20 protein-coding genes are annotated in these 21,382 nt (G+C 59.3%); 9 read left to right on the top strand and 11 right to left on the bottom strand.

What is annotated here, in order from left to right; translation table 11 throughout:
• Positions 1-8: 8 nt before the first annotated feature.
• From NNA36_RS03185 to NNA36_RS03170, 4 genes are read left to right on the top strand one after another with little or no spacing between them, the layout of a single operon-like run.
• Positions 9-1,112 (top strand): ABC transporter ATP-binding protein, encoded by a 1,104-nt coding sequence (locus tag NNA36_RS03185; protein ID WP_255104392.1) that lies wholly within the window; start codon positions 9-11, stop codon positions 1,110-1,112.
• Entirely contained in the window at positions 1,112-2,041 is a 930-nt protein-coding gene (locus NNA36_RS03180; RefSeq protein ID WP_255104136.1) for an ABC transporter permease, read from the top strand. The genes NNA36_RS03185 and NNA36_RS03180 overlap by 1 nt, the downstream gene beginning before the upstream one ends.
• A gap of 3 nt (positions 2,042-2,044) precedes the next feature.
• Positions 2,045-2,863, top strand: a complete 819-nt coding sequence (locus NNA36_RS03175) for an ABC transporter permease (protein ID WP_255104134.1) — start codon at positions 2,045-2,047, stop codon at positions 2,861-2,863.
• 18 nt (positions 2,864-2,881) lie between these two features.
• Positions 2,882-3,919: an extracellular solute-binding protein gene (locus NNA36_RS03170; RefSeq protein ID WP_255104132.1), complete on the top strand. Its 1,038-nt coding sequence runs from the start codon at positions 2,882-2,884 to the stop codon at positions 3,917-3,919.
• Positions 3,920-4,020: 101 nt separating this feature from the next.
• Here the strand turns inward: NNA36_RS03170 and argE are convergent, their stop codons facing one another.
• The 7 genes from argE to NNA36_RS03135 all read right to left on the bottom strand — a co-directional run bounded on the left by argE (position 4,021) and on the right by NNA36_RS03135 (position 11,185).
• The gene (gene argE / locus NNA36_RS03165; RefSeq protein ID WP_255104130.1) at positions 4,021-5,169 is read right to left on the bottom strand and encodes an acetylornithine deacetylase; all 1,149 of its coding nucleotides are present in this window, start codon (positions 5,167-5,169) and stop codon (positions 4,021-4,023) included.
• A 36-nt stretch (positions 5,170-5,205) separates the two neighbouring features.
• Positions 5,206-6,147 (bottom strand): LysR substrate-binding domain-containing protein, encoded by a 942-nt coding sequence (locus NNA36_RS03160; protein WP_255104128.1) that lies wholly within the window; start codon positions 6,145-6,147, stop codon positions 5,206-5,208.
• Positions 6,148-6,175: 28 nt separating this feature from the next.
• The gene (locus NNA36_RS03155) at positions 6,176-7,672 is read right to left on the bottom strand and encodes an aldehyde dehydrogenase (RefSeq protein WP_255104126.1); all 1,497 of its coding nucleotides are present in this window, start codon (positions 7,670-7,672) and stop codon (positions 6,176-6,178) included.
• 29 nt (positions 7,673-7,701) lie between these two features.
• Positions 7,702-8,376 (bottom strand): DUF1028 domain-containing protein, encoded by a 675-nt coding sequence (locus NNA36_RS03150; protein WP_255104125.1) that lies wholly within the window; start codon positions 8,374-8,376, stop codon positions 7,702-7,704.
• A gap of 64 nt (positions 8,377-8,440) precedes the next feature.
• Positions 8,441-8,857, bottom strand: coding sequence for a RidA family protein (locus NNA36_RS03145; RefSeq protein WP_255104124.1), 417 nt, complete (start codon positions 8,855-8,857; stop codon positions 8,441-8,443).
• Positions 8,858-8,899: 42 nt separating this feature from the next.
• A complete protein-coding gene (locus NNA36_RS03140) occupies positions 8,900-10,159 on the bottom strand; it encodes an NAD(P)/FAD-dependent oxidoreductase (RefSeq protein ID WP_255104123.1) in 1,260 nt (419 codons plus the stop codon).
• Between the two features lie 240 nt (positions 10,160-10,399).
• Entirely contained in the window at positions 10,400-11,185 is a 786-nt protein-coding gene (locus tag NNA36_RS03135; protein WP_255104122.1) for a helix-turn-helix transcriptional regulator, read from the bottom strand.
• Positions 11,186-11,327: 142 nt separating this feature from the next.
• Between NNA36_RS03135 and NNA36_RS03130 the strand changes: the two genes are divergently transcribed.
• Positions 11,328-13,397: an NAD(P)-binding protein gene (locus NNA36_RS03130; RefSeq protein WP_255104121.1), complete on the top strand. Its 2,070-nt coding sequence runs from the start codon at positions 11,328-11,330 to the stop codon at positions 13,395-13,397.
• A gap of 77 nt (positions 13,398-13,474) precedes the next feature.
• On the opposite strand, the gene NNA36_RS03125 is transcribed toward NNA36_RS03130, so the two are convergent.
• The 3 genes from NNA36_RS03125 to NNA36_RS03115 all read right to left on the bottom strand — a co-directional run bounded on the left by NNA36_RS03125 (position 13,475) and on the right by NNA36_RS03115 (position 16,103).
• Entirely contained in the window at positions 13,475-15,034 is a 1,560-nt protein-coding gene (locus tag NNA36_RS03125; protein ID WP_255104120.1) for a DUF427 domain-containing protein, read from the bottom strand.
• 104 nt (positions 15,035-15,138) lie between these two features.
• Positions 15,139-15,843 carry a hypothetical protein gene (locus NNA36_RS03120; protein ID WP_255104119.1) on the bottom strand — a complete coding sequence of 235 codons (705 nt, stop codon included), beginning with the start codon at positions 15,841-15,843 and terminating at the stop codon, positions 15,139-15,141.
• 20 nt (positions 15,844-15,863) lie between these two features.
• Positions 15,864-16,103: a hypothetical protein gene (locus tag NNA36_RS03115; RefSeq protein WP_255104117.1), complete on the bottom strand. Its 240-nt coding sequence runs from the start codon at positions 16,101-16,103 to the stop codon at positions 15,864-15,866.
• Positions 16,104-16,281: 178 nt separating this feature from the next.
• Here NNA36_RS03115 and NNA36_RS03110 point away from each other — a divergent pair, with 178 nt between their 5' ends.
• From NNA36_RS03110 to NNA36_RS03095, 4 genes are all read left to right on the top strand, one after another.
• A complete protein-coding gene (locus NNA36_RS03110) occupies positions 16,282-16,713 on the top strand; it encodes a hypothetical protein (RefSeq protein ID WP_255104115.1) in 432 nt (143 codons plus the stop codon).
• 102 nt (positions 16,714-16,815) lie between these two features.
• Positions 16,816-17,433, top strand: coding sequence for a ribonuclease HII (locus NNA36_RS03105; RefSeq protein ID WP_255104112.1), 618 nt, complete (start codon positions 16,816-16,818; stop codon positions 17,431-17,433).
• A gap of 106 nt (positions 17,434-17,539) precedes the next feature.
• On the top strand, positions 17,540-18,655 hold the full coding sequence (locus tag NNA36_RS03100) for a site-specific DNA-methyltransferase (protein WP_255104110.1): 1,116 nt from the start codon (positions 17,540-17,542) through the stop codon (positions 18,653-18,655).
• Between the two features lie 167 nt (positions 18,656-18,822).
• Positions 18,823-20,202 carry an adenylate/guanylate cyclase domain-containing protein gene (locus tag NNA36_RS03095; protein WP_255104108.1) on the top strand — a complete coding sequence of 460 codons (1,380 nt, stop codon included), beginning with the start codon at positions 18,823-18,825 and terminating at the stop codon, positions 20,200-20,202.
• Here the strand turns inward: NNA36_RS03095 and NNA36_RS03090 are convergent.
• Positions 20,199-21,332 (bottom strand): alkane 1-monooxygenase, encoded by a 1,134-nt coding sequence (locus NNA36_RS03090; protein ID WP_255104106.1) that lies wholly within the window; start codon positions 21,330-21,332, stop codon positions 20,199-20,201. The two genes, NNA36_RS03095 and NNA36_RS03090, sit on opposite strands and share 4 nt — an antisense overlap.
• Positions 21,333-21,382 lie beyond the last annotated feature (50 nt).

The following is a 21,382-nucleotide window of genomic DNA, read 5'->3' as shown; positions in this document are numbered from 1 at the left end:
GCGTGAGCATGGAGGCGCAATTGTCAGGAAACGACACGAACGCGATCGAAGTGAGAGATGCTGTGAAACGATACGGTGACTTCACCGCGTTGAAACAGATTTCGCTGTCGATCAGGGACAATGAGTTCTTCACGCTGCTGGGTCCGTCGGGCTGTGGGAAGACCACGCTTTTGCGGATGATTGCCGGTTTTGAAGATGTGACCGAGGGCGAGATTTTCCTCTACGGCGACGAGATCGAGAACCTGCCGCCCAACAAGCGGCCGGTGAACACCGTGTTCCAGAACTATGCGCTGTTCCCGCATCTGACCATTCTCGACAACGTGGCCTTCGGCCTCGAAATGCGCGGAAGCTCGAAATCGGAAGCCCGGGCGCGGGCGGGCGAGATGCTGGAGCTCGTGCAACTTAGCCAATTCGCTGCCCGCAAGCCGTCTCAGCTCTCGGGCGGCCAGCAGCAGCGTGTGGCGCTGGCGCGTGCGCTGGCGCCACGCCCCAAGGTTCTCTTGCTTGATGAGCCGCTTTCGGCGCTTGATCTGAAACTGCGCAAGGCGATGCAGCTCGAGCTAAAGCATTTGCAGCGTGAAACGGGCATCACCTTTATCTTCGTGACCCACGATCAGGAAGAAGCCCTGACCATGTCAGACCGGATCGCGGTAATGTCGGCGGGTGAGTTGCAGCAGCTTGGTGCGCCGACCGACATTTACGAACGTCCGCGTAACATGTTCGTCGCAGATTTCATCGGCGAGACAAACCTGCTGGAAGTGTCGGTCGACAAGATCGAAAGCGGGCGGGCGGTCTGTCATCTGGGTGGTGGGCATGAACTGACCTGTGATGCGGTTGACGGGATCGGCGTTGGCTCCAAGGTGCACATGTCGATCCGGCCCGAGCGTCTTTACATGTCGAACGAGCCGGAGAAAGACGGTAGCCTGCATGGGCGCGTCAAGGAGAACATCTTTATCGGCACCGACATCTCGACCATCGTCGAGCTGGATGATGCGCCCGATTTCGTCGTGCGGACGTCGAATTCGGATCGTGGCAACAAGCGGATTTTCGAACCGGGCACCGACATGTTCGTCAACATGGAGAAGGGGGCGGCGCGCCTCCTGATTGACTGATGGCGGGCGGGGCGGCAAGCGGCGGCAGCGCAACCACCGACACCTACAAGGAGGCGCGGACCTGGCTTTTGATGCCGGCATGGGTGACTTTGAGCATCCTTGTTCTCGCGCCCGTGGCGATGATGCTGGTCTATTCCTTCCTGACCAAAGAGTTCAGGGGCGGGGTGATCTGGGAGTTCAGTCTCGCGGCCTATGACCAGTTTTTCTGTGATCGGGGCCTGTTCGGGGATGAGCCTTGCACAATCGAATGGACCTATCTGCAGATCTTCTGGCGGTCGATCTGGCAGGCCGGGACGGCTACGCTTCTGAGCCTCGCAATCGGTTTCCCGACGGCCTATTTCATCGCAACGCGGCCTGAACATACCCGTCCGATGTGGGTGTTCCTGATCACCATTCCTTATTGGGTCAACCTTCTGATCCGCACCGTGAGCATGAAGTTCCTGCTGCGTGATCAGGGGCCGTTGAATGACTTTCTGATCAACATCGGGCTGATCGACAGTCCGATCCATATCGTCAATACCAACTTTGCCGTGCAGCTGGGCCTGTTCTATTCCTATCTGCCCTTCATGGTTCTGCCGATCTATGCGGCGGTGGAACGCTATAACTTCTCGCTGTCTGAAGCTGCGGCGGACCTTTACGCGACAAAGTGGGTCACGCTGCGCCGGGTGCTTTTGCCGGCGGTAAAGCCGGGGGTGATCGCGGGGTGTATCCTTGTTTTCGTGCCTTCGATGGGGTCGTTCCTTGCGCCTGACCTGCTGGGCGGTGCGAAGAACTTTATGATCGGCTCCTTGATCGAGGAACAGTTCAAGGGGAACGCAGGCAACTGGCCGTTCGGTGCGGCGGCTTCGATGATCCTGATGACAATGGTGCTGGTGCTGTTGCTGCTTTACGCGCGGCAACAGGCGCGGGCCGAGAAAGCGGAGGGATAAGCAATGGCGACGTCCAAATCTGCAAAGTTCGACATCAAGACCTATGGTGGCTTCAAGGCGATCACGATGCTTTGCCTGCTGGTGCTTTATGCCCCGCTGGTGGTGGTGACGATCTACAGTTTCAACGCCTCGGTCTCGTTGACCAACTGGGAAGGCATTTCGCTGCGCTGGTACGTGGATGTGTTCACCGGCCCGGAAAGCGAGAAGTTCAAGATCGCTGCCTTGAACAGCTTTGTCATTGCAATCATCGCAGCCACGGTTTCGACCATGATCGCGACGCTGGCGGCGACGGCAATGATCCGTGGCGGCAAGTTCAAGCTGCGCACAGTGTCCTTTGGCCTGATCAGCCTGCCACTGATGGTGCCGGAAATTGTGACGGCTGTGGCCACGCTGATCTTTTTCAACTCGATCGGGTTTGATCGGGGGCTGATGACGATCATCCTGGCGCATACGGCCTTTTGCATCCCCTTTGCCTATCTGCCGATCTCGGCGCGGATGCAGGGGGTCGAGGATACTTATGAACAGGCGGCGCTTGATCTCTATGCGACTAAGCGGCAGGCCTTTACCAAGATCCTCGTGCCGCTGATGATGCCTGGCATCATCTCGGGCTTCATCCTGGCATTCATCGTGTCGCTGGACGATTTCATCATCACGAACTTCGTCAAGGGCGCCGGTGTTGAGACCCTGCCCACCGCGATCTTCGGATCGGTCAAGCAGGGCATGAAACCCAATATCATGGCGATTTCGACCATGCTGCTGGGCGTGTCCGTCCTGATGGTCACGATCAGTTACTTCGTGAGCAAATCCGACAATACAAAGTAATCAACAGTGGAGAGAACAATGAAAACCCTTCTGAAATCGGGCGCTGCTGCCCTTGCCCTGACCGTCGCAGCAAGCGCGGCATCCGCCGAAGGCAAACTGGTGCTGTATCACTGGTTCGAATACATGCCGCAGGAGGTTCTGGACAAATTCACCGCCGAGACCGGCATTGAAGTGACCATGGACACCTACGACAGCAACGAAGCGATGCTGGCTTCGCTCAAGGCCGGTGCGATCGGCACCTATGATCTGGCGGTGCCCGGTGACTACATGGTGTCGATCATGGCCGGCGAAGGTCTGCTCGATACGATTGCCGACGGCGAGTTGAAGAACAAGGGCAACATCCAGGCGAACTGGGCAGACCCGAGCTTTGATCCCGGTCGCAAACACTCGATCCCGTACCAGTGGGGCTCGACCAGCTTTGCGGTCAACCGTGATGTCTATGGTGGCGACATCCAGACCACCGATATCCTGTTCAACCCGCCGAAAGAGCTGAGCGGCCGCATCAACATGCTGGATTCGCAGGGTGAAGTTCTGGCGATGGCCGCGCTGCACCTTGGCATCCCGCAGTGTTCGACCGACCGCGAACAGCTCAAGGCGCTGAATGCCATGCTGGTTGGCGCCAAGCAGCACTGGAGCTCGTTCAACTCGGACACCGCCAAGGAAGTGCTGGTGTCGGGGGATGCGGCCGTTGGCCAAATCTATGACGGTTTCGCCGCCAAGGCGCGTGAAGAAGGTGCCAACATCGAATACGCCTATCCGACTCAGGGCTATGTGGCGTGGATGGACAACGTGGTGCTGCTGAAGGATGCGCCGAACCGTGACAGCGCGATCAAGTTCATGGACTTCCTGCTCGAGCCTGAAAACATCGCCGCTGTGACCAACTATGCCCAGTACAACGCGGGCGTGACCGGCGTGGAAACCTTCCTTGATCCGTCACTGGCAACGCAGCCAGAAAAGAACCCGCATGCCAAGGCTGGTCCGGGTGTCTTTATCGAGGTGTGCTCGGAAGAGGTGCAGGAGGTCTATGACCAGATCTGGACCAACGTCAAAAAGTAACCGCTGAACTCCCCGTCAGCAGATCTGCCCCGGAAGGCTTTGGTCTTTCGGGGCTTTTTTTGTGTTGTGTCCGAGTGGGCGGGGACCCGTTCGGGGGGGGGTTAGAAGCTCAGGTCCCGAAGGATGCGATCCATCATGTCGTCGCAGGACTGGAGTTCTGACAGGGCCAGGTATTCGTCGGGCTTGTGCCCCTGACCCGCCATCGAGCCGGGGCCGCAGACGACGGTGGGAATGCCCAGCTCGCTGAAGAAACCGGCCTCTGTGCCGAAGGCCACCTTGGTGGTTTCATTGGTTTGCGCCAGTTTCTGCGCGAGGCCGATCACGCAGTCTGTGTCGGGCACATCAAGACCGGGGTAGGCGTTGTATTGTTCGATCTCGATCCGCGCACCGTCCCATTGGCTGCGGTAGGCGGCCGCTGCGCGCTCGCCTGCCTCTTCGATGGCACGCAGAATGGCCGGGGCGGGATCGGCGGCGAGAAACCGGTATTCGAAGGTGATCGTGGCCTGATCCGGCACGATGTTGAGGGCGGTGCCGCCGTTCAAAACGCCAGCGTGGATGGTGGTGTAGGGCACGGAATAGGCCGGATCGCGGTGTCCGTTGGTGGCGTAGTGCCGTTGCAGATCGCGCAGTTCGACAATGAAGTCTGCGGCAAGATGCAGGGCGTTGACGAAGGTCGGGGCAAGCGCCGAATGACCGCTCTGGCCAAAGCAGGTGGCGCGCAGGGCGGCCTTGCCCTTGTGGCCCACGGCGACCTGCATCTCGGTGGGTTCGCCAACGAAACAGGCACGTGGCTGGCCGACCAGAGGGGCAACACGGTCCAGCATTTCCTGAATGCCGACACAGCCGATTTCCTCGTCGTAGGACAGGACAAGTTTCAGGGGCTCGCGCAGGTTGGCCTTGGCGGCGCGTTCTGCGACCGACAGCATGGAGGCGACATAGCCTTTCATGTCGGTGGTGCCACGACCATAAAGACGATCCTGTTCGCGGGTGAGGCGGAAGGGATCGCGGGTCCAGTCCTGACCGTCGACGGGAACCACATCGGTATGGGCGGAGAGCATGACACCGTCTCCGGCGGGGCCGAGTTCCGCATAGAGGCCTGTTTTCTCTCCATTGGGGCTTGAGATTCGGGTGACGGCAAACCCGCAGTTTTTCAGGAGATCTTCGGCATAGGCGGCCAGCTCGAGATTGGAATTGCGGCTGACGGTGTCGAAGCTGATGAGGCGGTCGAGAATTTCGAGAGTGCGTGACATGGGGGAGCCGTTGAAAGTGAAAAGGGGGGATGTCCTCTAACCGGTCAGGCCGGGAATTATCTCGCTGGCAAGGAGATCGGGGCCGATCATCTCACGGCAGTGATCGGCGAAGGCTTGCAGGGTGTTGGTCGGGGTTTCATTCCGTGGGCGCAGCAAGCCGATCAGCATCGGGCGCGCGTCAGCGGGCAGCGGAATGAAGCGCAGAACCTTGCCGTCCGGCGACAGGTTGTTGAGCGGCAGGACGTTGGCAATGGAAAAGCCAAAGCCATTGGCCACGAGACTGCGCATGATCGACATGTCCTTGGTCCGTTCGGTCACGTTTGGCTTGAAACCGGCCTCGTGGAAGAATGACATGAAGTATTCACTGCTGTGCGGCAGATCGAGCAGGACCATGGGTTCGCCGCGCAGCGCATCAATGGTGATTTCCTTGAACTTGGCTAGCGGGTGATCTTCGGCCACCGCGATATAGGGCGGCAACGAGACCAGCGGGCTGAAATCGAGATCAGGGGGAATGTCGAGGTCATAGGTCAGGGCAACATCGAGTTCCCCTTTGCGCAGCTGGCTGAAGATGTCTGCCTGATTGAGTTCGCGCTGTTCGATGCGTGCGGTCGGGTGGGCATCTTCGAACTTGCGTCGCAGGGATGGCAGGACGATCTGGGCAAAGGTCACAAGGCAGCCGACCGAAAGGGTGCCCTGAATGTTTCCGGTGATCTCTCCGGCAAGATCGGAAAGGTTCTCGGCGTCTTTCAGGATCACTTCGGTGCGCTGCAGAAAGCGTTCGCCACCTTTTGTCAGCGTCAGCCCCTTGGCATGCTCGCGCACGAACAGGGGCAGGGCAAACTCGGCTTCCAGCTGGGCAATCGACGCCGAGATTGTCGGCGACGATACGTTCAGTTTCTCGCTGGCTGCAGCGATGCTGCCCGTCTTTCCCACGGCCACGAAATATTCGAGTTGGCGAAGTGTGAATCTGAAGGGCATTGCGCTGTCTCCCGGTGAAGTGGTCCGCTCAGGACTTGTACTTTATCCAAGTTGTCTTGAGAGCGGTGTATTTTTCGAGAGAATGCAGAGAGAGATCGCGACCAAAGCCCGATTGCTTCATGCCGCCAAAGGGCGTTTGCGCCGAAAGAGCATCGACCGTGTTGACGGAAACGGTGCCCACGTGCAGGCGTTCGGACACACGGCAAGCGCGGCTGAGGTTGTCGGTCCAGACCGAGGCGGCAAGGCCGTAGATGCTGTCATTGGCCATCGTCACCGCCTCTTCCTCGCTGTCGAAGGGGATGATCGAAAGGACGGGGCCGAAGATTTCATCACGTGCCAGCGGATCGTCGTGGCGGACATCGTCAAAGATCGTCGGCTGCACGAAACAGCCCTTTCCGTCGACCGAGACACGCTCGCCACCGGCAACAAGGTTGGAGGTCTGTTTGCCCGCCTCGATGAAGCCCATGATGCCCTGTGTCTGCTTTTCGTCGACAATCGCCCCCATCTTGGAGGCGGGGTCGAGCGGATCGCCGGGTTGGGTGGCGGTGGCGCGGGCGACCATCTTCTCGACAAAGGCGTCCTTGATCGAGCGTTCGACATAGAGACGCGAGTTGGCCGAGCAGACCTCGCCCTGATTGAAGAAGATGCCAAAGGCGGCCATGTCGGCAGCGGCGTCGAGATCTTCGCAATCGGCAAACACGAGGTTTGGGGATTTGCCGCCGGTTTCGGGCCAGACCTGTTTGAGGTTGGACTGGCCGGAATACTGCATGAACATCTTGCCGATGGCGGTGGAGCCGGTGAAGGCGAGGCAATCCACATCCATGTGCAGACCAAGCGCGCGGCCCGCGGTTGCACCGTGCCCGGGCACGACGTTGAAGACGCCGTCGGGCACGCCTGCTTCGGCGGCGAGTTCGGCAAGGCGCAGGGCCGAGAGGGGGGATTGTTCGGCAGGCTTCAGGACAACGGAGTTACCAGCGGCAAGGGCCGCAGCGGCTTTCCAGGTGGCCATATCGAGGGGGAAGTTCCACGGCGTGACAGCACCGACAACGCCAAGCGGCACGCGGCTGACGAGGGCGAGGTCACCGGGGCCGGTGGGCGCGACTTCGTCGTATACCTTGTCGATGGCCTCGGCGTACCACTGGAAGAAATGTGCCGAGCCGGGGGCGTCGATGGTGGCAGCGTCAGTCACCAGTTTGCCCATGTCGAGGCTGTCCAGAAGCGCCATCTCTTCGAGGTTGGCGCGGATCAGCTCTGCCAGCCTGAGCAAGACGGCCTTGCGATCACCCGGTGCCATGCGAGACCAACGGCCGTCTTCGAAAGCGCGGCGACCGGCGGCCACCGCCAGATCAATGTCTGCGGCATCGCCTTCCGCGACGGCGGTCAGAATCTCGCCGGTGGCGGGGTTGATGCTGTCGAAGGTTTTGCCGGATTGAGCATCGACAAACTTGCCGTCGATGAACGCCTGACCACGAAACGTCAGCGCGTCGGCACGGGATTTCCAATCGCTGCGGCTATAGTCCAGCATGCGTCTCTCCTGTTCTGGTTTTTTGCGTCTTACTCGTCGCCGGGCACGCCGTAGGACGGGGCTTCGCGGGGATCGAGGGCGCGTTGCACGTAGGCTTCGAGCTGCGGTTTGTAGACGTCCCATGCCGTTGCGATGGCTTCGATCGGGCAGTCTTCGGTCCAGTCACAGCGCAGGTCGGCGACGGGCCAGCTTACCTTGTCGACGATCTTCATGCCGGCCGAGTGAACGGGGCCGGCTTCGCCGCCCGCAGCGAGGCCGGCGCGCATCGCGGCGATCAGGCGGTCGCCGATGTGGCCGGATGCACCGACAAAGCCGTCAACGATGGCCTGACAGATGCCGTCATTGGCAAGAAGGTTGCCGCCCGACGCGACATTGTCGCCCTGGGCCTGCGTCCAGATCCCAAGTGAGTTGGGGCCGGAATGGATGGCCGTTGCGCCGTTCCGGTCAACCGCGAGGACCTGACGGTATTCGATGAACTTGCCGCGTGCCTGAACTTCGGCGATGGCGTCGGCGGCGCTCAGCCCGCTTTCCATGAGATCAAGCGCCAGCGGGCCGAGGCTTGGGTCGGTGACGTTCTGCGAGGCCACCGCGCCGACACCGGCACGGGCAAAGGCACAGCGGGCGGCCACTGCGGGGGAGGAAGATGAAATCGCCATACCGAACATGCCGGTTTCAGCGCAGCGGGCCACCAGGGAGAATGTCACGTCGAAGTCCTCTTAGGGTTGCTTGGGGGGAGGCTGACAAAGGGGCGCGTGGCCCCTTTGCAGATCAGTCGGGGATGACGGCGGTGCCGTCGATTTCCACCAGCCATTCAGGGCGTGCCAGCGCCTGGACAACAAGGCCTGTCGATACAGGGTGAACCCCTTTGATGTATTCGCCCATGGTGCGGTAGACAGCCTCGCGGTGGCGCACGTCGGTGATGTAGACGACCACCTTGACGAGGTGTTCCATCGAGCCGCCGCATTCTTCGATCAGCTGCTTGATGTTCTGCATCACCTTGTGGGTCTGTTCGACCGGGTCGTGGCTTTCGATATTGACCGCGTCATCAAGGTTTTGCGGACACTGGCCGCGCAGGTAGACGGTTTTGCCGCCCTGCGTCACCACCGCCTGACAGAGATCGTTGTCGAGATTCTGTTCAGGATAGGTTTCCTTGGTGTTGAACTTGCGAATGCGTGTGTGGGCCATGTTTGAGCCTTTGTTGAAGAAGTGTGTCTGGTGAGGGGGCCATCAGCGCTGTGACGGCGCCTTGTAGGCCATGTAGGCATGTTTGATGGCGATCTGGTCGGCCACGTGTTTTGCATCGTGCCAGACGCCCCAGATGAATGTCGAGCCACGACGCGATTGCCACGGCAGGCCAAGGAAATAGATGCCCGGCTCTTTTGAGACGCCGCGCTGGTGGATCGGCGCGCCACGGTCGTCGAAGGCATCGACCTTGAGCCAGCTGAAATCCTGACGGAAGCCGGTGGCCCAGATGATCGAGGTGATGCCTTCCTTGGCGAGGTCGAGTTCGCGGATCGGGTTGGTCAGGCAGTCGGGATCGGGAAAGGCCTTGCGGGCCTCGGGTTCCTCGGGAAGGTCAATCCCAGTGCGTGCGACATAGGCATCGGCCAGATCGAGCATTTCCTTGTAGTTGGCGTCGCCACCGGCGACGTTGGCCTGAAGGTCATCCTTGAAGGTCAGCTTTCCATTCTCATAGCTGTCCGTCAGACCAACCAGCGTGACGCCTTCACCGGCAAGGCGACGGAAATCCATCGTCTGCCCGCCATAGGCCCCGCTGACCGAGATGGTGACATGTTCGGTGCCGGGCTTCATGGCAGGGGCATCCCAGAGGCCGAGGACGCCCAGCCACCAAACGAAATCGCGTTCGCGATAGGCGCGTGGCGGGCGATCGTGCGGACCAACCGAGAGGAACACCTTGCGGCCTGCGCGGTTCAACTCGTCGGCGATCTGGGCACCGGACGAGCCCGCACCCACTACCATGACCGCGCCTTCGGGCAGTTGTTCCGGGTTGCGGTAGTGGAAGGAGTGTACCTGTTCCAGCTGTGCTTCTGCCGGAACGATGGGAGGGATCACGGGCGTCTGGAACGCGCCGGTGGCGGCGACGATGTGCTTGGCCTCGATCTGTCCTTCCGAGGTGTCGACCAGAAAGGCGCTTCCATCTGCGGTTCGGGCCGCGTTCGTGACTTCCACGCCGGTGCGGATGGGGGCGTTCACCTTGCCCGCATATTCGACCAGATAGTCTGCAACACGCTCTTTGCCGGGGAATTCGTCGGGTCCGCAATCGCTGAATTCGAGATTGGGGAAACGGTCGTGCCAGGCCGGGCCATTGGCCACGAGGGAATCCCAGCGGCCCGAGCGCCACGCTTCGGCAATGCGGTTTTTTTCAAGGACGAGGTGTTCGATACCGTTCTTGCCGAGATGTTCGCTCATGGCGATTCCGGCCTGACCGCCTCCGACCACAAGGGTGTCTACTTTTTCAATCGCCATATGCTGCATCCCTTTTCACAGGTTCATAGTGGTAGAGCGGGCATCGAATAGAAAAAGCATGTCGGCACTTGGCACATGGACCAAGCGGGCCGGGTGGCGCCGAAGCGGCCTACCATTCCAATTCTGAGCCTGAAGAAGCCTTTCGGCGTCCCTTGCGCGTCTTTCCAAAAACGTCCCACACGATCTTGTTTTGTTAAATTACCGTCTTTCTCATCCTTGCTTCAAATTTCTCAAAGCTAGTCAAATGCCCAATAAATAAGGGCTAAGGAGCGAGAATAGCTCGGCCTGGGATGAAATTTGACACTTGCGATAGAGCTGTTTGCGGATGACTTTCACGGTTTGCGGGCTGATGCCGAGATTGAGGCCGATCGAGGTTGAAGAGTGGCCACGGAGAATCAGCAGGGCGATTTCGGCCTGTCTTGGGCTGAGTGAGATTCCGCGGCTTTTGGTGAGGGTGGCGCGCAGGCCCTCTGCCACTTGGCTGTCGTCCTGCCCGCGTTCCGAGCGCAGGTTGTCCCAGTGGCGATTGGCAAGAGACACGACAATCGGGGCCACGTCCTGCATCATGGCACGGGCGCGGGCAGAAAACTTGCGGCGGGAAGAGGCATCCCGCCCTACGCAGATCGTCACCGATACACCGGGGGCGGGACGGGAGAGAAAGATCAACTCGTCAATCAGCGTGGTGCGCCGGTAGTAGTTCGCGAAGTATTCGTTGCGGGTGAACTGGTCGGGGGCGATGTCGAGCAACCGGTAGAGGCCCTCGCCAGCGGCCTCGGTGTGAAGTGTATAGACCGGATCAAGCAGATAGGCCCCGCGGAGATAATCGCTTTCCAGCTGCGCAAAGACCCGGCGCTCCTCGGCTTTGGAGAAGAAGACCTCGGGGCCGCGATCCTCGAAAAAGGCGATCATGGTGGCATTGTCGAGCGGGCAGACAGAGGCGAGCCAATCAAAGAGCGCGGCTTCGAAGCCGTCACCGGACAGCGTGTCGATGGCACGTGCCAGTTTGATTTGGGAAACGTCGGCCATCGGGCGGGTATACCTCTTAGGGGGTATATACCCCTCATTTTTCGCAACTTAGAAATAATAGTGAATTTGAGAGGTATAGAGAAGGGCCGTTTCGAAACGCCTTTCTTTGTGCCTGCCGACACAGTCTACGAAGGAGGCCAGGATGCGCGACCCACGTTACGACATACTTTTCGAACCGGCGAAGATCGGACCCCATACAGCCAAGAACCGCTTCTATCAGGTGCCGCATTGTAATGGAGGCGGTTATCGTGATCCCTCGGCCGCGGCGGCGATGCGCGGCATCAAGTCGGAAGGCGGCTGGGGGGTGATCTTTACCGAGCAGTGCGAAATGCACCACACCTCGGAGATCACGCCTTTCATCGAACTGCGCCTGTGGGAAGACAAGGACATTCCCCAGCTGCGCAAGATGTCGGAAAAGATGAAGGAACACGGGGCGCTGGCGGGTATCCAGCTTGCCTATTCCGGTGTGAACGGGCCGAACCTATACACCAAGGAAGTGCCCCTTGCCGTATCCGCCCAGCCGATCCGCACCTTTACCAACGATCCGGTTCAGGCGCGCGCCCTGGACAAGAGCGACATCCGGGATCTGCGCCGCTGGTTCGTGAATGCGGCCAAACGGTCAAAGATGGCGGGCTTTGATCTGGTCTGTCTTTATGGTGCGCATGGCTTTGGCATTTTCCAGCACTTCCTGAGCCGCGCCACCAATCACCGGACTGATGAATATGGCGGATCGCTCGAAAACCGATCGCGTTTTGTCAACGAGGTGATCGCCGATATTCGCGATGCGGTGGGCGACCAGATTGCCATTACATTGCGGGTCAGCCTGGACGAGACCATCGGGGATCTTGGGTTTTCCAATGCCGAGGTGCGCGACTTTGTCGAAATGAACAAGGACCTTCCCGACCTCTGGGATCTTGCGCAGGGCACCTGGGAAGACTGCTCTGGCCCCAGTCGTTTCAAGGAGGAAGCCGCGCAGCATGAATTGGTCAAGGGGATCCACGAATTCACGCAAAAGCCGATTGTAGGCGTCGGGCGGTTCACCTCGCCTGACGTGATGGTCAAACAGATCAAGTCGGGGGTTCTGGATTTCATCGGATGTGCGCGCCCGTCGATTGCCGATCCGTTTCTGCCCAAGAAGGTGGAAGAAGGCCGGATCGAGGACATTCGCGAGTGTATCGGCTGCAACATCTGCATAACCGGCGACATGACGATGTCGATCAGCCGATGCACCCAGAACCCGACCTTCATGGAAGAGTGGCGCAAGGGCTGGCACCCCGAGAAGATGAACGCCAAAGGCACAAGCGACAACGTGCTTGTGGTGGGCTCTGGTCCGGCAGGTCTCGAAGCGGCGCGGGCGTTGTCAGAGCGTGGCTATGACGTGGCAATCGCCGAGGCCAAGACAGAGATTGGTGGCCGTGTCGCACGAGAGCGGCATTTGCCGGGCCTGTCGGCCTGGGGGCGCGTTGTCGATTACCGCGAGTATCAGATCAGCCAGAAGCCGAACGTGGAGACCTATTTCGACAGCCCGCTGGACGCCGAGAGCATCCTTGAATTCGGGTTCGAAAACGTCTGTATCGCGACGGGAGCCAAGTGGCGCCGTGACGGGGTGAGCCGACAGCATGTCGTGCCTTTTGCCACCGATCCGACCATGCCGATTTTCACGCCGGATGACATCATGGATGGCAAACGGCCAAGTGGAAAGGTCGTGATCTACGATGATGACCACTACTATATGGGCGGGGTGCTTGCAGAGCTTCTGGCCAAGGAAGGCTGCGATGTGACCATCATCACGCCTGCGGCCTATCTGAGCGAATGGACCAACAACACGCTTGAGCAGCACACCATTCACAAGCGGCTTGCCGAGATGGGCGTGACCATCGTTCTCAACCGCGGTGTTTCGGAGATCGCCAAGGGGCATGTGAAATCGAACTGCAGCTTTACCGATACCAATGTCGATTTTGGCTGTGACGCCGTGGTCATGGTGTCCTCGAAGATCGAAAACAACGAGGTGTTTGTTGATCTCAAGGCGCGGCAGGCCGATTGGGCGGATGCGGGGATCAAATCGGTCAAGATCATCGGCGATGCCAACGCGCCCGGGCCGATTGCCTGGGCCACATACGCCGGTCACCGCTATGCCCGTGAACTGGATGGCGAGGACATCGGCGATGCCCTGCCGTTCCGCCGCGAGATCACGGAACTGGCGATAGATTGATCAATCGGAATGCGAACGGAAAGGGGCCGCCAGTACATGCTGCGGCCCCTTTTCCTTTGTCCGCTTGGACGGCGGGTTCACTCAGAACAGCAAAGGTCGGCCGAGACGGCGATGCAGGTGACGGGCGCAGGCACGTTGTGCAGGATCACATCCCCCAGCGCCTTGGTGGCGTTTTCCGGGGCATCGAAATCCGCGGTTGCCACGATACGGTGGCCACAGGTTTTACCGTGATCTCCAAGACGGGCGGCGACGTTTGCGGCGTGACCGATCACGGTGAAATCCAAACGCTCCTGCGATCCGACATTGCCATAGGTCACGCGGCCATAGGCCAGACCGATGGCGCATTCGACCGGAAAGGCGACATCCTCAAGCTTGGACAGGCGGGAGACGATCTCGCGGGCGGCGGCCAGGGATTCATCGCGCGCACGATCGGGATCCCCGTCTGCCGGGAAAACAGCCAGAACCGCGTCACCGATGAATTTCAGAACCTCGCCACCATGTTCGTGCACGGCATCCGTGGCGGTTTCGAAAAAGCGGTTGAGAGTATCGATATAGCTGCCCTGACCGATTTCCGTGACCAGCCGGCTGGAGCCGCGCAGATCGCAGAACATGATGGCGGCATCGATTTCGTCCCCATCGCCACGACGAATTTCGCCACCCAGAACGCGGGCGCCGGTACGTTTGCCGATATAGGTTTCCAGCAGGCTTTGCGAGTTTTCGCGCAGGGTGAACACCTCGAACAAGCGGCTGATGATGGCACTACATTCGAAGATCAGGCCGAGATTGGCCGTGGTGAAACCGTCCGGGTGATCGCAGGTCAGGGTCAGGACATTGGTTTGCCCGTCCGAGAACTGCAATGGCATGGCAACATAGTCGGTTGCCCCCTGTTCCCGCAGGTCGGCGATGATTCCATAGTGGTCGTCCTTGGCGTCGGGACCGATGCGCTGTCGCACGCCACCAAGACCCCGCGAGACGTGATCAAGCGGGCTGTCGACAAACGCGGGGTGATCATGGATTTCGTAGGACGGTGCAAAGGTCGAAAGCTCTTCCACGCCCTTGTTCCAGATGTAGTGACGGCCCGCGATCATCGGATGAAGGGACCAGATCATGATCGAAAGGCGGGATATGGCGACGCCGTGTTCAAGGAGCTTTTCCGCCAGTGCGCGGGTCAGGTCTTCGGGGGTCTTGTGGCTTGAGGCCCCGCGCATCAGCCAGTCAACGATCGGGCCGCTGATGTTGCCCTCTTTCGGCGGGTTCAGCGCGTTGCTGCCCAGATCGATGCGCAATTCGGTGTCTGACATAAAGCCGACATGGCCTGCGATCTGGAAGCTCTCAGGCATCGGGGAGTCGTAGCTCCAGACGCCGTTTGGCTTGGTCTTCTCAGCAAACAGGATATCGCGGTAGGTCGCCGTGCCCTTGAAGGGACAGAAGGTTTGCAGGCGGCTGGGGTCGGAGAGGTCGATGCAAACATCTTCGCGCGGGAAATAGATCGTCGGGCTTAACCGCGTTTCGTACATCACCTTGGCGTTGGAGCTTTCCGCAAGGAGCGTTTCCCCATGCCACGCCCGAACAACCCCCTTTAGGGGGTCAATGCGAATGGCATAGTCCTGATTGGTATCCCGGAGTGGAGCGTTCATGACCTGTCTCACTTTCGCAAGGGTGCCTGGGAACTTCAAAGATGAGGATCGCAAGCCTGTTTGCCAAGGGAGAGGATGTCAAAAGATCGTGCGGCGGCGTGATCCTAGAGGACGCGGATCACCTCTTTGTCGATCGAGAGCATGTATCCCTTGCGCGCGATATTCTTCACCAGCAACTCGCTGACGAGCTGGTTGCCAAGCCCGTCCCGCAGGCGTTTGATGCGGGTGGCACCGGCGGCTTCTTCGCAGTCGGCGGCCGATTTCCCCGAAATGATCGCCTCGATCTCTGCCCCGCTCAGAACGTCGTCATCCATCCGCGCCTCGGCCAGGATCGACAGGGTCTCCATCGCGGCCTCGGTCAGCTTGAAACCCATGTTGTTGAGGTAGACGGTTTTCTCTTCGCGGCTGATCAGGAGAGAACTGACCTGAATACCGGACCGTTCGATGGTGGCCATTCGGCGATTCATGACGATCAGCATCACGAGAAAGACCAGCGCGGCAATCAGCATGGCGGTGGAGAAAACCAAAAGGACGAAGATCACCACGCGGTAGGACATCAACACGTCAGAGAAGGCGGTGCCGGAGCGCGCGAGGATTTCAAGAAGTTTGATCTCGGCATCCGAGGTCAGGTTGTCATTCTCGACAAAAATCTGCTCGACACGGGCGTTGAAGGCGTTGGCATCAGGCAGGTTGAAGAACAGCAGGATCGCCGCGATGCCGAGGATCGCAACGATGGCCGCAAGCCCGCCAATCACGAGACGGTTGCCGGAACGGCGGGAATCGGCGGCTAGGATTGTCTGGTCGGCCAAGGCCTTCTCCCTTGTCTTGGTCAGCGTTCGGTGACGGACAGTACCTTGAGCAGGGTCAGGCCCTGCGAGGCAAGCTGGGCCTGCAGCTTGGCCTTGGCGGCCTTCTTGGTGCAGGGGCCGTTCACCTGGGCCACATCATAGACCAGGGTAAAGGGCGTGTCGCGCTTGGCCTTGTATTCGACGTAGCAGGCGGCCGATGCGACTGCGGGAAGAAGGGCCGAGAGGGCGACGGCAAGGGTTATGAGGCGGATCTGTTTCATGTCTGCAAACCTGCGCGGAAACGGCGGGTTATTCAATAACAATAGGGGCTTCAGGGGCGTGTTATCGGATAACAGGGCGCTGTTATTGCCTGTCTGGAGGGGGTGAGCGCAGGTTGGTTGCACAAGCTGCTGGCACGACACGCCAGCCCAACCTGATCCGCACCTGAAAGGACAAACAATGTTTCGCTCGATCTCTGGAAAGTTCATCGCCGCCGTTCTCGCAACCTCCATCGCCGTCACCAGCTTTAGCGCCGCCCCGGCCCGCGCGGATTCGGATGATGCCGCCAAGATCGCGGTTGGTCTGGCCACTCTGTTTATCATCGGCAAGGCGCTGAGTGACAACGACAAGCACACCGTGCATCGCCATCACCACTACAAACCGCACAAGACGCGCAACCGCCATCACCTGCCGGCCAAGTGCCATTTCGTACACAAGACATGGTCCGGCAAGGTCGAGATGGTGAACCGCAAATGTCTGAACCGGTACTACAGCTATAACGCAAGCTTGCCGCAGGTGTGCCGCACCCAGGCCAACACGCCGAAAGGCTTCCGCAGCGGTTACGATCCGCGCTGCCTGCGCAACAAGGGCTACCGCATCGTACGTTTCTAAGGTCGAGCAGAAGGGACAATCCCTCGTCCCTGAGACCCGGATGGCAGGCGCCGTCCGGGTTTTTTGTTGCGCTCGGCGCGGTGATCCTGTTTGTCGGACCGCATGACAACTCCTGACTTTTCCCTTGAACAGCTCGCCCTGAAGAACGGGGCAACCCGTGTTGCGGGCGTCGACGAAGTGGGGCGCGGCCCCTTGGCCGGACCGGTGACCGCGGCGGCGGTGGTTCTCGACCCGCAGAACATCCCAGAGGGGCTGAATGATTCCAAGGCGCTGAGCGCGAAGAAGCGGGAAGCCCTCTATGAAGTGATCTTCGAAGCGGCAGACGTTTCGATTGCTCATGCCAGCGTGGAAGAGATTGATGAATTGAACATCCTACGCGCCAGCCACCTCGCGATGGAGCGGGCCGTGGCGGGGTTGTCGGTGGCACCGGACCACTTGTTGATCGACGGCAATATGATTCCCAGAGGCCTGACGGGATCATGCGAGGCAGTGGTGAAAGGGGATGCGAAATCGCTTTCGATTTCGGCCGCGTCCATTGTTGCAAAAATCTGCCGCGATCGGATCATGTGGGGTTTGGCGCAACAGTTTCCCGGCTATGGATGGGAAACAAATGCCGGATATCCCTCGAAAAAACACAAAGATGCGCTGGTAGACCTGGGTGTGACACCACACCATAGGCGTTCCTTCAAGCCGGTACACAATATCTTGTATCAAGAGTAAATTGTAAGGTGCTGATTCAAAAAACAATTTGACGGCGAATCCGCTTTGACTCATCCTAGAGGCAACCAAAGAGCGCAAAAAATTGCGCCGGTTAATGAGGCAGAGCATGAATACCAAACCCAAAGCGAAGGGCGCATCCGCGCTCCCGTTGAATAAGATATTATCGGGTGACTGCATCGATGTGATGAACAGTCTTCCGGAAAATTCGGTCGATCTGATCTTTGCGGATCCGCCGTATAACCTCCAGCTCAAGGGCGATTTGCACCGCCCCGACAATTCCAAGGTCGACGCCGTCGATGACGAATGGGATCAGTTCGCGAGCTTTGCAGCCTATGACAAGTTCAGCCGTGAATGGCTCAAGGCGGCGCGCCGCCTGCTCAAGCCGAACGGTGCGATCTGGGTGATCGGCAGCTACCACAACATCTTCCGTCTTGGGGCGGAACTGCAGAACCAGGGCTTCTGGATCCTGAACGATGTGGTGTGGCGCAAGTCGAACCCGATGCCGAACTTCCGTGGCAAGCGGTTCACCAATGCGCATGAAACCATGATCTGGGCGTCGAAGGACGAGGGATCGAAATACACCTTCAACTATGAGGCGCTGAAGGCGCTGAACGAAGGTATTCAAATGCGTTCCGACTGGGTTCTGCCGATCTGCACCGGGCATGAGCGTCTGAAGGACGAAAACGGCGACAAGGCACACCCGACCCAGAAGCCCGAGAGCCTTCTGCATCGTGTGCTGGTTGGGGCCACCAATCCGGGTGATGTCGTTCTGGACCCGTTCTTTGGCACCGGCACCACGGGTGCGGTTGCCAAGATGCTGGGCCGTGATTTCATCGGTATCGAGCGCGAAGAGGCCTACCGCAAGGTTGCCGAGAAACGCATCAAGAACATCCGCAAGTTTGACCGTGAAGCCCTCGAGGTATCAACGAGCAAGCGGGCGGCGCCGCGTGTACCTTTCGGCCAACTGGTCGAGCGGGGCATGCTGCGACCCGGCGAAAATCTCTATTCGATCAATGGCCGCCACAAGGCCAAGGTGCGGGCCGATGGCACGCTGATTGGAGATGACGTCAAAGGGTCGATCCACCAGGTCGGAGCCCACCTTGAGGGGGCGCCGAGCTGTAATGGCTGGACCTACTGGTCCTACCAGCAGGATGGCAAAAAAGTTTCTATCGATGTTCTGCGTCAGCAGATTCGAGAGGAAATGGCCGAAAGGCCGAACTGATCTACAGATAACTTATACCGCCGGTGCCAGTGGACTGACTTACACGTGGCACCATGACTTGCCCCGCCGGTTCACGGCGGGGTTTTTTGACTCTTCAAAAGCGGTAGTTGCGTCCTATATTCGCAAGAACAACCGGCGAGGCCTACGCGATGGCGCGATCCCCACTTATGAGATTTTTTCAGGACCAGTCTTACGAACTGCCGGAAGAAGGAACGCCGGAATACGAATACACCGAAAACGTGATCGCCCATCACAAACGCGAAGGGCTTGTGATGGCCGTGCGGGCGCGCTGGTTCGCGATGTTCGTTGTCGGCATTCTGATGTTGTTCATGGTGCCCTGGCCAGAGGTTCTGTTCTACGAGTGCATCCTGCTGCTGATCGCTTTGAACGGCTTCCTGATGCTGCGTTATGCGAAGGTGGGCCTGTCGCGTGTCGAACTGCTTTTGATCTTCTTCGATCTCGCGATCATGACGATTGGTATGGTTGTGCCGAACCCGTTGAGTGTGCACGACTGGCCACAGGCGATGCAGTTCCAGTTCGACAACTTCAAGTACTTCTTCATTATCCTGGCGCTGGGCACCATGGCCTATTCCTGGCGCACGGTGATTGCGATCGGCACCTGGACGTCCGGTATGTGGGCCTTTGCGACCTTCGTGTCGTGGTGGTTCGCTGCCCCGCAGGAAGAGCTGAGCGCGGCCGTGCGCGCGGCATATGGCGAACGCGAGGCCATGGCCTATATCATGGATCCGACCAGCTTTCAGTTTGACCGCCGTATTCAGGAAATTGTGCTGTTCCTCCTTGTTGCCCTGACGCTTGCCGTTTCGGTGCGCCGGTCCAACCGTCTTTTGCGTTCGAACGCGGCGCTTGAACGCGAGCGCACCAACCTGTCCCGCTACTTCTCGCCCAACGTGGTTGAGGAGCTTTCGACAAACGATGAACCGCTCAAGCAAATTCGCAGCCACGATATTGCGGTTCTTTTTGTCGATATCGTGCATTTCACCGAATACGCGGCAGCGCGTGATCCGGAAGAGGTGATCAAGACGTTGCGAGAGTTCCACGGCTTGATGGAAAAGTCCGTGTTTGCCCACAACGGCACCTTGGACAAATACCTTGGCGATGGGCTTATGGTAACGTTCGGCACGCCCAAGCCGACCGAAAATGATGCCATCAATGCGCTGCGCTGCGTGCACGACATGATGGATGCGCTGGATGAATGGAACAACAACCGCATTGCCCGTGGCCAGACGCCACTGCGTGTCGGGTTCGGAGTTCACTATGGTCCGGCGGTTCTTGCGGATATTGGCGCGCACCGCCTTGAGTTCGCGGTCGTCGGCAACACCGTCAATATCGCGAGCCGTCTTGAGGCCCTGACCCGTGGGCTGAATGCACGGGTGGTGATTTCGGATGGAATGCGGGCCGAGGTGATCCGCGAAGGCGGCCACGAATGCCTGGCGGGCCTGCGCAGGTTCGAAGAACAGGACATTCGCGGGGTCGAGCAGAAGCTGACGGTTTGGGCGCTGGGCCGGCCCAGCGACCACGAGGTTTAACGCGGCATCGGCGTCTTTGCCTTGTTGTAGGCGTGCCAGTCCGTGATTTCCGGATAGTACATGCCCCGCCATTTGCGCACGCGCGGGTTCATCACACGTTTCCAGATCGGCGGCACCATCGCCGCCATGGTCATGATCGGATAGCCATAGGGCAACTGCGGCGCGTCGGCATCGGTATAGTTCTGTAGCAGCGGAAAGCGGCGGTCGGGCTTGTAGTGATGGTCAGAGTGGCGCTGAAGGTTGATCAACAGCCAGTTCGAGGCCTTGTGCGCGGCATTCCACGAATGGTGCGGCATGACGTGTTCGTATTTTCCCTCGCCCAGGTGTTTGCGGGTCAGGCCGTAGTGTTCGACATAGTTGACCAGCTCGAGCTGCCAGATCGCGATGTAGGCCTGCCAGAGGAACAGGAGAAGCCCGACCCAACCGCCAACGACAAGGGCAAGCACCAGCATCACGCCCTGTAGGGCCCAGTAGCGAAAGAAGGGGTTGGACAGGTCGGTCCAGGGCAGGCCCTTGCGGGCGAGTTTCTGTTTTTCAAGTGCGAAGGCCGATGCCGGCACCTGCCAGAGAACCCTTGGGAAATAGCGGTGAAAGCCTTCGTTGTAACGGGCCGTGACCGGATCGCGGGGGGTGCCGACATAGATGTGGTGCCCGTGCAGGTGTTCGGTGCGGAAATGGGAATAAAGCACCATCGACAACAGGATGTCAGCCAGCCAGCGTTCACGCTTGTCTTTCTGGTGCATCAACTCGTGTGAGTAGTTGATGCCGATGGTTCCGGTCACGACACCGACGCCGAAGAACAGGCCGATCTTGGCAGCGACCGACAGGTGATCTGTATGCGTGGCATACCAGATCAGGCCGAACAGCGTGAAGAACTGGAGAAACGGCCAGATCATCGTGACAGCGCGATACCAGAACAGATCTTCCTCCGAGGTGTCGAGATCGGCATTTTCAAGGTTCAGGCCGGTGACCTGATCAAGCGCCGAGAAGAGATACCAGGTGGCGGCGGGCACCAGCAGCACCCACCATGACCCAAGCGAGGCGGCGATCCAGATCAGCGGGATCAGGAGCAGCGACATCCAGAAGGGCAGGGCATTCTGGAATTTGGCGACTTGGGCAGACGGGATCATAACTCTCTCCAACTTGGCACGCGCGGGCACATAATGATTTGGCCCAAGGG

Source organism: Shimia sp. CNT1-13L.2 (assembly GCF_024331145.1).
GTDB lineage: Bacteria > Pseudomonadota > Alphaproteobacteria > Rhodobacterales > Rhodobacteraceae > Shimia.
The sequence above is the reverse complement of the archived record's forward strand: the minus strand, read 5'-3'. Positions and strand labels throughout refer to the sequence as shown.

Bases quoted from the DNA above. Each gene is read 5' to 3' on its own strand.
- NNA36_RS03105 (WP_255104112.1), top strand. From the start codon at position 16,816: ATGACAACTCCTGACTTTTCCCTTGAACAGCTCGCCCTGAAGAACGGG.
- NNA36_RS03130 (WP_255104121.1), top strand. From the start codon at position 11,328: ATGCGCGACCCACGTTACGACATACTTTTCGAACCGGCGAAGATCGGA.
- NNA36_RS03100 (WP_255104110.1), top strand. From the start codon at position 17,540: ATGAATACCAAACCCAAAGCGAAGGGCGCATCCGCGCTCCCGTTGAAT.
- NNA36_RS03125 (WP_255104120.1), bottom strand. From the start codon at position 15,034: ATGAACGCTCCACTCCGGGATACCAATCAGGACTATGCCATTCGCATT.
- NNA36_RS03185 (WP_255104392.1), top strand. From the start codon at position 9: ATGGAGGCGCAATTGTCAGGAAACGACACGAACGCGATCGAAGTGAGA.
- NNA36_RS03095 (WP_255104108.1), top strand. From the start codon at position 18,823: ATGAGATTTTTTCAGGACCAGTCTTACGAACTGCCGGAAGAAGGAACG.
- NNA36_RS03145 (WP_255104124.1), bottom strand. From the start codon at position 8,857: ATGGCCCACACACGCATTCGCAAGTTCAACACCAAGGAAACCTATCCT.
- NNA36_RS03160 (WP_255104128.1), bottom strand. From the start codon at position 6,147: ATGCCCTTCAGATTCACACTTCGCCAACTCGAATATTTCGTGGCCGTG.
- argE (WP_255104130.1), bottom strand. From the start codon at position 5,169: ATGTCACGCACTCTCGAAATTCTCGACCGCCTCATCAGCTTCGACACC.
- NNA36_RS03110 (WP_255104115.1), top strand. From the start codon at position 16,282: ATGTTTCGCTCGATCTCTGGAAAGTTCATCGCCGCCGTTCTCGCAACC.
- NNA36_RS03140 (WP_255104123.1), bottom strand. From the start codon at position 10,159: ATGGCGATTGAAAAAGTAGACACCCTTGTGGTCGGAGGCGGTCAGGCC.
- NNA36_RS03180 (WP_255104136.1), top strand. From the start codon at position 1,112: ATGGCGGGCGGGGCGGCAAGCGGCGGCAGCGCAACCACCGACACCTAC.
- NNA36_RS03155 (WP_255104126.1), bottom strand. From the start codon at position 7,672: ATGCTGGACTATAGCCGCAGCGATTGGAAATCCCGTGCCGACGCGCTG.
- NNA36_RS03115 (WP_255104117.1), bottom strand. From the start codon at position 16,103: ATGAAACAGATCCGCCTCATAACCCTTGCCGTCGCCCTCTCGGCCCTT.
- NNA36_RS03090 (WP_255104106.1), bottom strand. From the start codon at position 21,332: ATGATCCCGTCTGCCCAAGTCGCCAAATTCCAGAATGCCCTGCCCTTC.
- NNA36_RS03135 (WP_255104122.1), bottom strand. From the start codon at position 11,185: ATGGCCGACGTTTCCCAAATCAAACTGGCACGTGCCATCGACACGCTG.
- NNA36_RS03170 (WP_255104132.1), top strand. From the start codon at position 2,882: ATGAAAACCCTTCTGAAATCGGGCGCTGCTGCCCTTGCCCTGACCGTC.
- NNA36_RS03175 (WP_255104134.1), top strand. From the start codon at position 2,045: ATGGCGACGTCCAAATCTGCAAAGTTCGACATCAAGACCTATGGTGGC.